Consider the following 12761-nt stretch of genomic DNA (forward strand, 5'->3'; position numbering starts at 1 on the left):
GGACGCACCCGGCGCGGCCCCCGCCACCCTCACGCCAGCCAGACCGGCAGCGGCCGCACACCCTCCCGCAGCGCCGCGGCGAACGCGGTGAACTCCTCCTGGCGCGCCGCCCCGGCCCGCATCGCCAGCGCTATCCGGCGCATCGGCGCGGGCTCCGCGAAGTACGCGGTGGCCAGCTGGTCGTTGCGCCCGGTCTCGACCCGTACCGCCGTACGCGGCAGCAGGGTCACGCCGAGCCCGCCGGCCACCAGCTGGACCAGTGTGGAGAGCCCGGCGGCCGTGGTCGTGACCGGCACTCCGTCGGCGCGGCCGGCCTCCCGGCAGATGTCCAGTGTCTGGTCCCGCAGACAGTGCCCCTCGTCGAGCAGCAGCAGATCCAGCTCGCGCAGGGCGTCCCGCGGGATGTCCGTACGCCCGGCCAGCCAGTGGTCGCGCGGGGTGACCAGTACGAACTCCTCTTCGTACAGGGGGAGTTCCACGACCCCCGGCGCCCCCAGCGGCACCGCGAGCAGCAGCAGGTCGAGCCGCCCGGCGGTCAGCCCCTCGATCAGCGACGAGGTCTGCTCCTCGTGCACCTGGAGGTCGAGGTCCGGGTACTCGCGGTGGACGAGCCGCAGCACGGTCGGCAGCAGATACGGGGCGACCGTGGGGATCACACCGAGCCTGAGCACCCCGGTGAAGGGCGCCCGTACCGCGTCGGCCTCGTCCATCAGCTCACCCACGGCGTCGAGCACCGCTCCGGCCCGCACCGCCAGCCGCTCCCCTGCGGGCGAGAGAAGCACCTTGCGGGTGGTCCGCTCCAGGAGCTGTACGCCGAGGACGTCCTCAAGCGCCGAGACGGCGCCGGAGAGCGCGGGCTGGCTCATCCCGATCGCGGCGGCCGCGTCCCGGAAGTGCAGATGCTCCGCCACGGCAGCGAAGGCCCGCAGCTGCGCCACGGTGGGCTGCTTGCCCCGGACGACGGCGCCGCCCGTATATATGTGGGTCACTGATAGGTACCTCCGATCACGACAACCAAGTCTAGCTATTTCTGTGATCAATGGATCCTGTGTCAGTCTGTAACCCGTCCAACCCCCAGGAACGCCCCAAAAGGGAATTCCGAAGCTGCAAGGAGAGTACGTGCTCACTGTCGGTGACCAGTTCCCCCAGTTCGACCTGACTGCCTGTGTGTCGCTGGAGAGCGGCAAGGAGTTCGCGCAGATCGACCACAAGACCTACGAGGGCAAGTGGAAGATCGTCTTCGCGTGGCCCAAGGACTTCACCTTCGTGTGCCCGACCGAGATCGCCGCCTTCGGCAAGCTGAACGAGGAGTTCGCCGACCGCGACGCGCAGGTCCTCGGCTTCTCCGGTGACTCCGAGTTCGTGCACCACGCCTGGCGCAAGGACCACCCGGACCTCACCGACCTGCCCTTCCCGATGATGGCCGACTCGAAGCACGAGCTCATGCGTGACCTCGGCATCGAGGGCGAGGACGGCTTCGCGCAGCGCGCCGTCTTCATCGTCGACCAGAACAACGAGATCCAGTTCACGATGGTGACCGCCGGTTCCGTGGGCCGTAACCCCAAGGAGGTCCTGCGGGTCCTCGACGCCCTGCAGACCGACGAGCTGTGCCCCTGCAACTGGACCAAGGGCGAGAACACCCTGGACCCGGTCGCGCTCCTCTCGGGCGAGTGAGCTGATTCCACGATGTCACTCGACGAACTGAAGTCCGCCATACCGGACTACGCCAAGGACCTGAAGCTGAACCTCGGTTCGGTGATCGGCAACAGCGACCTGCCGAAGCAGCAGCTGTGGGGCACCGTCCTCGCCTGCGCCATCGCTTCGCGCTCACCGCGGGTGCTGCGCGAGCTGGAGCCCGAGGCCAAGGCGAACCTCTCCCGCGAGGCGTACACGGCGGCCCGCTCCGCCGCGGCGGTCATGGCGATGAACAACGTCTTCTACCGGACCCGGCACCTGCTGTCGGACCCGGAGTACGGGACGCTCCGCGCCGGTCTGCGGATGAACGTGATCGGCAACCCCGGTGTGGAGAAGGCCGACTTCGAGCTCTGGTCGCTCGCCGTCTCCGCGATCAACGGCTGCGGCCAGTGCCTCGACTCGCACGAGCAGGTGCTCCGCAAGGCGGGCGTGGACCGCGAGACCATCCAGGAGGCCTTCAAGATCGCGGCCGTCCTGCAGGCGGTCGGCGTGACGCTCGACTCCGAGGCCGTGCTGGCCGAGTAGCGGTACGGAGACAGGAAACCCCGGTGACGTGCGGAAACGCACCACCGGGGTTTTCTGCACTCATCCGTTTGGGCGAACGGTTCCGGTACCGGACGGCCCGGCACCCGGCGGCCTACGATGAAGGTCTCGACATCAGCCACCAGGAGGCGCCATGTCTGCCGCAGCGGTCGAGCATCCCTGCCACGACGGGCCCGAGCCGAGCCTGCTCGAAACAGCCGATCTGATCACTGACCGGCTGCCGGGCCTCCGCGTCGAGATTCTCGGGGGAGAAATCACCGTGACCCCACCGCCGGACGGCCCTCACGGGGAATCCCTCACCGACCTGGTGCTCGCCTTCGCCTCCGCCGGGCTGCACAGCACCGAGTCCCGGGTGATCCAGGCCATCGGTCTGTGGCTGCCGACCGGCGCGGAGGACTTCGCCATCCCCGACCTCGCGGTGGTCGACGCGGACTACCGTGACCACCTGGTGGAGCACAACTGCTACGACCCGGCGGTCTTCCGGCTCGTCCTGGAGGTCACCTCGTCCAACTACAGGACCGATCTCCAGACCAAGGTCGGCACCTACGCGGCCGCGGGCATCCCCGTCTATGTGATCGTGGACCGCCGTAAGCAGCGTGTCCACGTTCTGACCGGTCCGCAGGATCAGGGGTACGCACAGCACGCGGTGTACGCCCCCGGGGCGATGTTCCCCGTTCCGGCGCCGGTCTCGCCCGACGGGAACGAGCGCGAACTCTCCGTGGACGCCGCCCTGCTGCTGTCCCGGGACTGACCGTCGCTCCCTGCCCGGGCTCCGCCCTCACCCGGTCCCGTCGGTCCCCAGCGCCGAAGTCTCGGCAGGCGGCATCGTCTCCGGTTCCGGGCCGGGCGCGGGCGGTGCCGTGACCGTCGCGTCGGAGGCCGCCGGCGCCGATGCCGTCCCCTGCGGGGGCCCGGCTTGCTGTCGGGGAGCGGCGGCCATGGCGTGCTTCATGCTGTACGCGCGGAGGTAGCCGACCACCGTATTGGTCACGGCCACCAGCGGAACCGCCACCACCGCTCCCCCGATGCCGGCGATCATGCCGCCCGCGGCCACCGAGAGGACCACCGCCAGCGGATGGACCCGGACCGCCCGGCCGAGGATGAACGGCTGGAGCACATGGCCCTCGATCTGCTGGACGGCGAGTACGACGATCAGCACCATCAGCGCCGTGAACGGCCCCTGGGTCACCAGCGCGACGACCACCGCGAGCGCACCGGAGATCACGGCGCCCACCAGCGGGATGAACGCGAACAGGAAGATGAAGACGGCCAGCGGGACGGCCAGCGGCACATCGAGGAAGAAGAGCCCGAGGCCGATGAAGATCGCGTCGATCATCGCCACTATCACCGTGCCGCGCACATAGGCGGTCAGTGTCCGCCAGGCGCGCGGGCCCGCGCCGGCGACTCCCGGACGGGCCTGGGCCGGGACGAGCTTGAGCGTCCACTGCCAGATGCGCGCCCCGTCGTACAGCAGGAAGAGCGTGGAGAACATCGCCAGCAGCATCCCGGTGAGGAACTCCACCATGACCGTGACGCCCTGGAGGCCGGCCGAGGTGATCTCGTTGGTGTTGGTGCCGACGGTGTCGCTCAGGTTCTTGGCGATCTCGTTGATCTGCTTGTCCGTCACATGGAACGGACTGTGCAGCAGCCAGCGCCGCAGCTCCTGGATGCCCTCCTGGACCCGGCTGGAGACCGTGTCCAGATTCTCCATCACCTGCCAGACCACGAACCAGCCGACGAGACCCATGATGACGAAGCCGAGGATCGCGGTCAGCGCGGTGGCGAGCCCCCGTGGCAGGCCGGCCCTGCGGAGCCTGGCGACCGTCGGCTGGAGGAGCGCCGTGACGAGCAGCGCGGCGACGAAGGCGAGGACGACCAGCTGGATGGCGCTGATGACCCGCATCAGCACCCAGAGGGTCCCCGCGAGGACAAGGAGCCGCCAGCCCGCCTCCGCGGCCACCCGCATGCCCCACGGCACCGCTGCCACCGGGTCGGGGCGGGCCGCGACGGCCGGCGCGTAGTCGGGGGGCGGCGGCACCTGGCCCGGCGCCGGATGGCCTTCGGCCCCTCCGGTGTGCGAGCCCGCTCCGTCGGTGACGCCGTCCGCGTCGTCCGCGGAGCGGCGCTCCTCCAGCCTCTCACCCAGATGGGTGAGTTCGGATCCCACGCGTTCCAGCCAGTCCGGCAGTTTCGACATGATGTTCCTCTTCCCCCGACCTCGCTCCTCATCCGGAGCCGACCGTACATGCAGGGAGCCCCCCGCCGTGGAGACGGCGGGGGGCTCCCTGAAGTTGAGCGGACAGGCGCTCTAGTACCAGCTGTTGGCCTGCCAGAACGACCATGCGCCACAGGGGCTGTGGTAGCGGCTGTTCATGTAGTTCAGGCCCCACTTTATCTGCGTGGCCGGGTTGGTCTGCCAGTCGGCACCCGCGGAGGCCATCTTCGAACCGGGGAGAGCCTGGACGAGACCGTAGGCACCGGAACCGGCGTTGGTCGCCTTGTAGTTCCAGCCGGACTCATGGCTCACGATGTTGCTGAAGCACTGGAACTGGTCGGACGGCATCATCTGCCGCGCCATGGCCTGGACCTGAGAGGCCGTGTACGAGCCCTGCGAGGAGAAGCTGCTCGCGTCGCGGACGGAAGAGCGGCTGGACGCCAGCTTCTTCTCCTCCGCGCGCTTCTTCGCGGCTTCCTTGGCCTTGGCGACCGCCTCGTCGGCGGCTGCCTTCTTGCTCTTCGCGTCCTTGGCGGCCTGGATACGGGCCGACTCCTCCGCGGACTTCTTCGCCGCCGCGTCGGCCTGCACCGCCTGGGTGTCGGCCTGCTCGGTCAGCGACGCGACCTGGGCCTGCTGGCCGTCAGGGACGTCTGCGAGGGTCGTCGTGTCCGCTGCGGAGGCTGCATCGATGTTGTCGCCTGCGGGCATGGTGCTGCCCGATGCGACGCCGACAACTGCTCCTACGGTGGTGACCGCAGTGGCTGACGCCACCGCGAATCCCCGGACCGAAATCCGGCTCACACGGTTTCCTTCCAGCAGCGACCGCTCGTGACCTCGCGGACGCAATCGTGCCCTTGGCGCGGGCCTCCCTGGCGTACAGGTCACGGGAGGCACTGACCCGGTGGACAACTCCCTTACGGAAGTGCCGCGTGGTACTCGGGCGGCATGCGGCGGCAAGTGTTGAGTTGTGTGGTGCCGCACCCCTGGGGGTGCACATGTGCCGCATGCGGGGCCTGACGGAAGCAAGACTCTGCCCGACGCCGCCGCTTCAAGGCAAACGTCGGTCGAGTGTTAAAGCTCACACCCCGTTTGGCGCACGAGTTTTCTGGAGATTGCTGCGCAACAGAGAGCCGCCCGGCTAGGCTCCTGCGCCTTGCCGGGCGGCTCCAACTGGCCCCTACCGTAAGGGTGGGGGTTCTGGCAATACCCCTAGAGCTGTCCGTCCTCCAGCATTTCGGTCACCAGTGCGGCGATCTGCGAGCGCTCGGACCGGTTGAGGGTGACATGGGCGAAGAGCGGATGCCCCTTCAGTTTCTCCACGACGGCGACCACTCCGTCGTACCGGCCCACCCGCAGGTTGTCCCGCTGGGCGACGTCATGGGTCAGCACCACCCGCGAGTTCGAGCCGATCCTGGAGAGCACCGTCAGCAGGACGTTCCGCTCCAGGGACTGGGCCTCGTCCACGATGACGAACGCGTCATGCAGGGAGCGGCCCCGGATATGAGTGAGCGGCAGGACTTCGAGCATGCCCCGGCCGACCACTTCCTCGATCACGTCCCGGCTCGTCACCGAGGAGAGCGTGTCGAAGACCGCCTGCGCCCAGGGCCCCATCTTCTCGGACTCGGAGCCCGGCAGATAGCCGAGTTCCTGCCCGCCGACCGCGTACAGCGGACGGAAGACCATCACCTTCTGGTGCTGTCTGCGCTCCAGGACGGCCTCCAGGCCCGCGCAGAGCGCCAGAGCGGACTTGCCGGTGCCGGCCCGGCCGCCCATCGAGATGATGCCGATGTCCGGGTCGAGGAGCAGATCGAGGGCGATGCGCTGCTCGGCGCTGCGGCCGTGCAGCCCGAAGGCCTCGCGGTCGCCCCGTACGAGCTTCACATTGCCCTCGGCCGTGATCCGGCCCAGCGCCTTGCCGCGCTCGGACTGGAGCACCAGACCGGTGTGCACCGGCAGATCGGCGGCCTCCGGTACGTAGAGGGTGTCCTCGGAGAACAGGAGGTCCACCTGGTCGGGCGAGAGGGCCAGTTCGCTCATCCCGGTGTAGCCGGAGTCCGTGATCGCCAGTTCGGCGCGGTACTCCTCGGCGAGGAGCCCCACGGACGAGGCCTTGATACGCAGCGGGAGGTCCTTGGAGACGACGGTGACGTCGAACCCCTCGGCCTGGAGGTTGCGCGCGACCGCGAGGATGCGTGAGTCGTTGTCCCCGAGCCGGTAGCCGGCCGGGAGCACGCTGGGATCCGAGTGGTTGAGTTCGACACGGAGGGTCCCGCCGAGTTCCCCCATGGGAAGAGGGGCGTCGAGACGTCCGTACCGCACCCGGAGATCGTCCAGCAGGCGCAGCGCCTGCCGGGCGAAGTAGCCGAGCTCCGGATGGTGCCTCTTGGCCTCCAGTTCCGTGACCACGACGATCGGGAGCACCACCTCGTGCTCGTCGAACCGGGCCATGGCGTTGGGATCGGCCAGCAGGACGCTGGTGTCAAGAACGTAAGTGCGCCTGTCGGGCATGCGGCGCTTAGTGCTGGTCACCACGGAAGGACGTACCCCCTTTGGACACAAGCCTGAGGTCGGGGAGCGACGGCGTCGCGGGCTGCTGGGACCGGAGCGGGCCTCCACCAGCGCGGAGGCCGGACCCGGCCCTCCACGTCGTCTCCCGCGCTCACCGCACGGTCGTCCTGGTGCAAAGGGCCTCCCGGGCGAGCGGACCGGGCCGCTCACTGAGATACGACATCCGTGGACCGGACGTCGACCTGCATGGGGTATTCCCGCGAACGCCCGCGGCCATGCCACGGCGTACGACCGGTTCCTGCCAGTGGCGGTCAGGGCAGGGAGGTTTTCACCCGCACGTCATCCGTGGCTGACCGGCGCGACATCCGCGCTCCACCGGGTGCCGGCTCCGGAAAAGCGAATACTTCAGGCCATCACTCGAAAGGGTGCACGACGAGCGCGCCGCGGCGCGGTGGGTGCGGGACGGGAGGGGGCTCAGGCGCCGTAGCGCCGGTGGCGGGCCGCGTAGTCGCGCAGCGCCCGCAGGAAGTCGACCTTGCGGAAGGCGGGCCAGAAGACTTCGCAGAAGTAATACTCGGAGTGGGCGCTCTGCCAGAGCATGAACCCGGAGAGCCGCTGCTCCCCGCTGGTGCGGATCACCAGATCCGGGTCGGGCTGGCCGCGGGTGTAGAGGTGTTCCGAGATGCGCTCGACATCGACGGTTTCGGCCAGCTCCTCGAAGGACGTGCCCTTCTGGGCGTGCTCCAGGAGGAGGGAGCGGACCGCGTCGGCGATCTCCTGGCGGCCGCCGTAGCCGACCGCGACATTGACCAGTATCCCGGTGTTGCCCGTGGTGGCCTCTTCGGCCTCCTTGAGTACGGCCTGGGTGTGGCCGGGGAGCAGATCGAGCGCGCCGACGTGGTGGACCCGCCAGCGGCCGTCCGCCGCGAGGCCCCTGACGGTGTCCTCGATGATGCCGAAGAGCGCGGTCAGCTCCTCCTGGGGGCGGTCGAAGTTGTCCGTGGACAGCAGCCAGAGCGTGGCGACCTCGACATCGGTCTCCGCGCACCAGCCGAGAAACTCGGTGATCTTGTCGGCCCCGGCCTTGTGGCCCTGTGCGGCGGTGCCGCCGGACGCCTTGGCCCAGCGCCGGTTGCCGTCCAGGATGAGTCCGATGTGCTTGGGCACCTGGTCGTGGTCGAGGCGGCCTTCCACCCGACGTGCGTAGAGCCCGTACACCAGGTCGCGCAAGTTCACTGCGATTCACCTCGCGATGTCGTGCCGGACGCCCTGCCCGACGTGCTTTTCCGGCTGGGGGTCCCGGGATGCGTCCTCCCGGGAAGGCACTGCACGGAGTCCACAGCTCTGTGTCCATGGCTCTGTGCGGTGGCAATCGGCCCGAGCCGCCACAGTACTGCGCAGGGGTCATGACAGCCCAACCCGGTCTGTCACAAGTCCGTGATAGGGAAGGGCCTGTGACTGATTCTCTTCGTTATTTCGCCGCCGATGACCGATACGACTCCATGGAGTACCGGCGCACCGGCCGCAGTGGGCTGAAACTCCCCGCTGTCTCGCTCGGCCTGTGGCACAACTTCGGCGACGACCGCACGCTCGACTCACAGCGCGCGATCCTCCGCCGCGCCTTCGACACCGGCGTCACCCATTTCGACCTGGCGAACAACTACGGCCCGCCGGCCGGCTCCGCCGAGCTCAACTTCGGCAAGCTCTTCGCCCAGGACTTCGCACCGTACCGGCATGAACTGGTCATTTCGACCAAGGCCGGCTATCTGATGCACCCCGGCCCGTACGGCGAGTGGGGCTCGCGCAAGTATCTGCTGTCCTCGCTGGACGCCTCGCTCGCGCGGATGGGTCTCGACTACGTCGACATCTTCTACTCCCACCGCTTCGACCCGGAGACTCCCCTGGAGGAGACGATGGGCGCGCTGGCCTCCGCCGTGCAGCAGGGCAAGGCGCTGTACGTCGGGGTCTCCTCGTACAACAGTGAGCAGACCGCGGAGGCGGCCCGCATCCTCAAGGAGATGGGCGTCCCGGCGCTGATCCACCAGCCCTCGTACTCCATGATCAACCGCTGGACGGAGGAGGACAGGCTGCTCGACACCCTGGAGACGGCCGGTATGGGCTGCATCTCCTTCGTGCCGCTCGCGCAGGGCCTGCTCACCGGCAAGTACCTGAAGGGCATCCCGGAGGGTTCGCGCGCCACGCAGGGCAAGTCGCTCGACCCCCAGCTGCTCTCGGACGAGGTCGTGCGCCGGCTCAACGGGCTCAACGAGATCGCGAAGCGGCGCGGGCAGTCCCTGGCGCAGCTGGCGCTCAACTGGGTGCTGCGCGATCCGCGGATGACGTCCGCGCTCATCGGCGCCTCCAGCGTGAAGCAGCTCGACGAGAATGTGGCGGCGCTCACGGCGGCCCCGCTCTCCGCGGACGAACTGACGGAGATCGACTCGTTCGCCGTCGACACCGCGGGCACCAACATCTGGGCCGGCCGGAGCTGACCGCCGCGGGCGGATCAGGGCAGAAAAAACGGGCCGGTCCGTGGGGGGGATACGGACCGGCCCGAGGGGGGGTTTCCACCATAACCCTTCGTAAGTCGTGTTGGCGCCACGCCGTGCCCGGCCAATGCCGGGCGATTACGCTCCGAATCCGCCCAGCAGCAGACCGGTGAGCGCTCCCGCCACCATGAAAGGGCCGAACGGCATCGCGCTCTTGCGGCCCGCGCGCCCCCGCAGGATCAGGCCGACTCCGTACACCGCCCCGTAGACGAACCCCGCGAGGGTGCCGAGCAGCAGGACGCCCCAGCCGTACCAGCCGAGGGCCACTCCGAGACCGGCCGCCAGTTTGACGTCGCCGAAGCCCATGCCGTTCGGGTTGATCAGGAAGAGTACGAAGTAGCCGCCGCCCAGGGCGAGTCCGCCGAGCAGGGCGCCGGTCCAGGAGCCCCGTGCGCCGGGCAGCAGCGCGGCGGCCCCGAGCAGGGCCGCGGTCGCCGCCGCGATGGGCAGCGTGAGGATGTCGGGCAGCCGCTGCACCGCGCGGTCCACCAGGGCCAGCAGCACCAGGGCGGGCACGAGCAGCACCCAGACGGCCGCCTCCGGCGTGGCCCCCGCAGCCGCCGCGAGCGCGGCACAGCACAGGGCGGTGAGTACGGCGGTCACGGGGGTGCTGGGGCCGTACCACCCGTCGGCGCCGCGCGCGGGGCCGAGCCAGCCCGCGATCGGCTGCCCGGACGGGGTGGCGTCCTGCCAGGGAGCACCGGGGGCCACCGCGAGCCGGTAGGCGGGGCGCGGCAGCAGGGCCCCCACGGCGGCGCCGAAACAGGCGGCGATGACGACGATCAGCGCGGCAGACACCCGGCGAGTTTAGACCGGCCGGGTGGGGCGGGGGCGGGCGTGGCCGCGGGCCGGGCGGGCGGCGGGCGGCTGGTGTGGGCCGGCCCGGTGCCCGGCGGGCGGCGGATGTGGCCTGACCCGTGCCCGGCGGGCTGCGGGCGGCGGATGTGGCCTGACCCGTGCCCGGCGGGCTGCGGGCGGCGGATGTGGCCTGGCCCGTGCCCGGCGGGCGGCTGGTGTGGGCCGGCCCGGTGCCCGCCTCACCCGTGCCCGGCGGGCGGCAAGCGTGGGCCGGCCCGGCCGGGCGGCTCAGGGGTTCATCGGGGCTTGCGGGCCTCGATCAGGAAACGTGTCGTGTGCGCGATGAACGGTCCATCGGCCTCGATCTGCTCGTGGAGCGCCCGGAGCTGCGGCAGATACGCCTCGGTGGTGAAGCCGGGCACCATCCAGACCACCTTGCGCAGGAAGTAGACGACAGCCCCGATGTCGAGGAACTCGGTGCGCAGGCTCTCCAGCCGCAGATCGACCACCTCAAGGCCCGCCGCCAGCGCCGCGGTGCGGGCCGCCTCCGGGTCGCGCCCCTTGCGCGCCTCGGGCTGCGGGCCAAGGAAGTACTCGACAAGCTCGAAGACGCTCGCCGGGCCGACCTCCTGGGAGAAGTACGTACCCCCGGGCGCCAGCACCCGGGCGATCTCCTGCCAGTGCGCCTTCACCGGGTGGCGGCTGACGACCAGGTCGAAGGCGCCGTCGGCGAAGGGCAGCGGCGGCTCGTCAGGGTCGGCCACCACCACGGCGCCCAGCGGGTGCAGCAGGGCGGTGGCCCTGGCCACGTTCGGCGGCCATGCCTCGGTGGCGACCGTCAGCGGTGGCAGCTTCTCCACTCCGGCCAGTACCTCTCCGCCGCCGGTCTGGATGTCGAGCGCGGCCGAGGCACGGGCCATACGCTCCCCCATCGCGCGGGCGTAACCCCAGGAGGGCCGCTCCTCGGTGGCGCGCCCGTCCAGCCAGGAGAAGTCCCAGCCGTCGACGGATACGGAGTCGGCCTCGGCCACCAGCTCTTCAAAGGTCCTGGACATGGAGACCGAGTCTGGCAGGCCGGGCACCCCTCCCGCCAGCGCATTTACCTCCGGCAGGGTGCCGCCGCCCTCCACCGGTGGGCCTGTCAGGCCGAGATCTCGGCCACCGTGGGGCTGTTCGGGAAGTAGCCGGCCAGACCGGTGACCCGCAGCATCCGCAGATGCAGGGCGCGGGTGCAGACCAGGTCGATCGAACCGCCGCGGTCGAGCACCCGGCTCCTGGCCCGGCAGAGCACCCCGAGGGCGGCGCAGTCGATGAAGGTCGCGGGGCGGAGGTCGACGATCACCCGCGCGCCCTGGGGCGCGGTGGCGGCATCGGTGCACTCACGGATACGGGCGGCCGCGAGGAGGTCGATCTCGCCGCGCAGTTCGACCACGGTGAAGCGGCCCGCGGTGTAACTGCGGACGGCCGGGCCGGGGGCGGGCCGCCCTTCCGGCGTCGTGCTCTCCGCGTGCTTGTCCTGCTCTGTCTTCTCCGTGTGCTTTTCCTTAGCATTCATGGCCGACCCCCGGGTCGGTCGCTGTGACATCGGGTCGGCCGGCGGAAACGGGCCGGTCGTCGAGGGCCGGGGCGACCTGACACACCTTAAGAAGCGGCACGGTGCAGAAACGTGCATGCTTGCCGTGATTCACCTGGCCGGGTGAAGCAGCCGGTGAACGTCGTCCTGTCCGGAGAGAGTTGTCGGAGTGCCCCGCGCGTACCGGACCCGTGCGTACGGACCGGGCAGCGCCTAGGCTGGTCCGTACGGCATCGCGCGCCGGTCACCGGCCGGGTGAGGCGTGGAGGTGCCCGTGAGGTGCCCGTTGGAGGCATTCCACCGTGTCGGATCCAGACGCAGTGCCGGAAGCAGAAGCAGCAGCAGCGGAAGCAACGACAACCACGTCAGCGGGGGCAGCGGTACCGGGACCCGCATCACAGCCCGGGGCCGACGCGGCATCCGGGCCCTTCCCCGTCGAGCTGAACCACACCATCGTTCTTTCCCGGGACAAACGGGAGTCCGCCGACTTCCTGGCCGGCGTGCTCGGTCTGCAGGCCGGGGCGGAATGGGGGCCTTTCGTCCCTGTGGAGCTCAGCAATGGCGTGACCCTGGACTTCGCGTCCGTACCGCCCGGGTCCCCGCTCCCCGCCCAGCACTACGCCTTCCTCGTCCCCGAGGAAGCCTTCGACGGGATCTTCGCGAGGATGCGGGCCACCGGTACGGACTTCTACGCCGACCCGCACAAGAAGCAGCCCGGCGAGATCAACCACCTGTTCGGCGGCCGGGGTGTCTACTTCATGGACCCGTCGGGGCACGCCATGGAAGTGATCACACAGCCGTACGGCAACACGGGCTGATCCGGGGCTCCGGGTCCGGCGGGCCCCGGCTGTCCGGCGGGCTCGGGCCGGGGACCGCG

At 70.0% G+C, this 12761-nt stretch carries 13 protein-coding genes; 5 read left to right on the forward strand and 8 right to left on the reverse strand.

Annotated elements, in window-relative coordinates; genetic code table 11:
* Positions 1 to 29 precede the first annotated feature (29 nt).
* Positions 30 to 989: a hydrogen peroxide-inducible genes activator gene (locus ACWGKJ_RS00005; protein WP_385018918.1), complete on the reverse strand. Its 960-nt coding sequence runs from the start codon at positions 987 to 989 to the stop codon at positions 30 to 32.
* A gap of 130 nt (positions 990 to 1119) precedes the next feature.
* Between ACWGKJ_RS00005 and ACWGKJ_RS00010 the strand changes: the two genes are divergently transcribed.
* From ACWGKJ_RS00010 to ACWGKJ_RS00020, 3 genes are all read left to right on the forward strand, one after another.
* Positions 1120 to 1674, forward strand: coding sequence for a redoxin domain-containing protein (locus tag ACWGKJ_RS00010; protein WP_164264525.1), 555 nt, complete (start codon positions 1120 to 1122; stop codon positions 1672 to 1674).
* A gap of 12 nt (positions 1675 to 1686) precedes the next feature.
* On the forward strand, positions 1687 to 2220 hold the full coding sequence (locus tag ACWGKJ_RS00015) for an alkyl hydroperoxide reductase (protein WP_385018915.1): 534 nt from the start codon (positions 1687 to 1689) through the stop codon (positions 2218 to 2220).
* Between the two features lie 151 nt (positions 2221 to 2371).
* Positions 2372 to 2989, forward strand: a complete 618-nt coding sequence (locus ACWGKJ_RS00020) for a Uma2 family endonuclease (protein ID WP_385018913.1) — start codon at positions 2372 to 2374, stop codon at positions 2987 to 2989.
* Positions 2990 to 3016: 27 nt separating this feature from the next.
* Here ACWGKJ_RS00020 and ACWGKJ_RS00025 read toward each other — a convergent pair whose 3' ends face one another.
* The 4 genes from ACWGKJ_RS00025 to ACWGKJ_RS00040 all read right to left on the reverse strand — a co-directional run bounded on the left by ACWGKJ_RS00025 (position 3017) and on the right by ACWGKJ_RS00040 (position 8200).
* Positions 3017 to 4435, reverse strand: a complete 1419-nt coding sequence (locus ACWGKJ_RS00025) for an AI-2E family transporter (RefSeq protein ID WP_385018911.1) — start codon at positions 4433 to 4435, stop codon at positions 3017 to 3019.
* Between the two features lie 111 nt (positions 4436 to 4546).
* Complete coding sequence (locus ACWGKJ_RS00030; protein ID WP_385018909.1) at positions 4547 to 5257, reverse strand: aggregation-promoting factor C-terminal-like domain-containing protein; 711 nt, start codon at positions 5255 to 5257, stop codon at positions 4547 to 4549.
* Between the two features lie 408 nt (positions 5258 to 5665).
* The gene (locus ACWGKJ_RS00035; protein ID WP_385018907.1) at positions 5666 to 6988 is read right to left on the reverse strand and encodes a PhoH family protein; all 1323 of its coding nucleotides are present in this window, start codon (positions 6986 to 6988) and stop codon (positions 5666 to 5668) included.
* A gap of 450 nt (positions 6989 to 7438) precedes the next feature.
* Entirely contained in the window at positions 7439 to 8200 is a 762-nt protein-coding gene (locus ACWGKJ_RS00040) for an isoprenyl transferase (protein ID WP_385018905.1), read from the reverse strand.
* Positions 8201 to 8418: 218 nt separating this feature from the next.
* Here ACWGKJ_RS00040 and mgrA point away from each other — a divergent pair, with 218 nt between their 5' ends.
* On the forward strand, positions 8419 to 9456 hold the full coding sequence (mgrA, locus tag ACWGKJ_RS00045) for an L-glyceraldehyde 3-phosphate reductase (protein ID WP_385018903.1): 1038 nt from the start codon (positions 8419 to 8421) through the stop codon (positions 9454 to 9456).
* A 135-nt stretch (positions 9457 to 9591) separates the two neighbouring features.
* On the opposite strand, the gene ACWGKJ_RS00050 is transcribed toward mgrA, so the two are convergent.
* The 3 genes from ACWGKJ_RS00050 to ACWGKJ_RS00060 all read right to left on the reverse strand — a co-directional run bounded on the left by ACWGKJ_RS00050 (position 9592) and on the right by ACWGKJ_RS00060 (position 11866).
* A complete protein-coding gene (locus ACWGKJ_RS00050; RefSeq protein WP_385018901.1) occupies positions 9592 to 10311 on the reverse strand; it encodes a prepilin peptidase in 720 nt (239 codons plus the stop codon).
* Positions 10312 to 10607: 296 nt separating this feature from the next.
* Positions 10608 to 11366, reverse strand: coding sequence for a class I SAM-dependent methyltransferase (locus ACWGKJ_RS00055; protein ID WP_385018899.1), 759 nt, complete (start codon positions 11364 to 11366; stop codon positions 10608 to 10610).
* Positions 11367 to 11452: 86 nt separating this feature from the next.
* Positions 11453 to 11866: an anti-sigma factor antagonist gene (locus ACWGKJ_RS00060; protein WP_385018896.1), complete on the reverse strand. Its 414-nt coding sequence runs from the start codon at positions 11864 to 11866 to the stop codon at positions 11453 to 11455.
* Positions 11867 to 12324: 458 nt separating this feature from the next.
* Here ACWGKJ_RS00060 and ACWGKJ_RS00065 point away from each other — a divergent pair, with 458 nt between their 5' ends.
* Positions 12325 to 12702, forward strand: a complete 378-nt coding sequence (locus ACWGKJ_RS00065; RefSeq protein WP_385018926.1) for a VOC family protein — start codon at positions 12325 to 12327, stop codon at positions 12700 to 12702.
* Positions 12703 to 12761 lie beyond the last annotated feature (59 nt).

Source organism: Streptomyces sp. NPDC054757 (assembly GCF_053612185.1).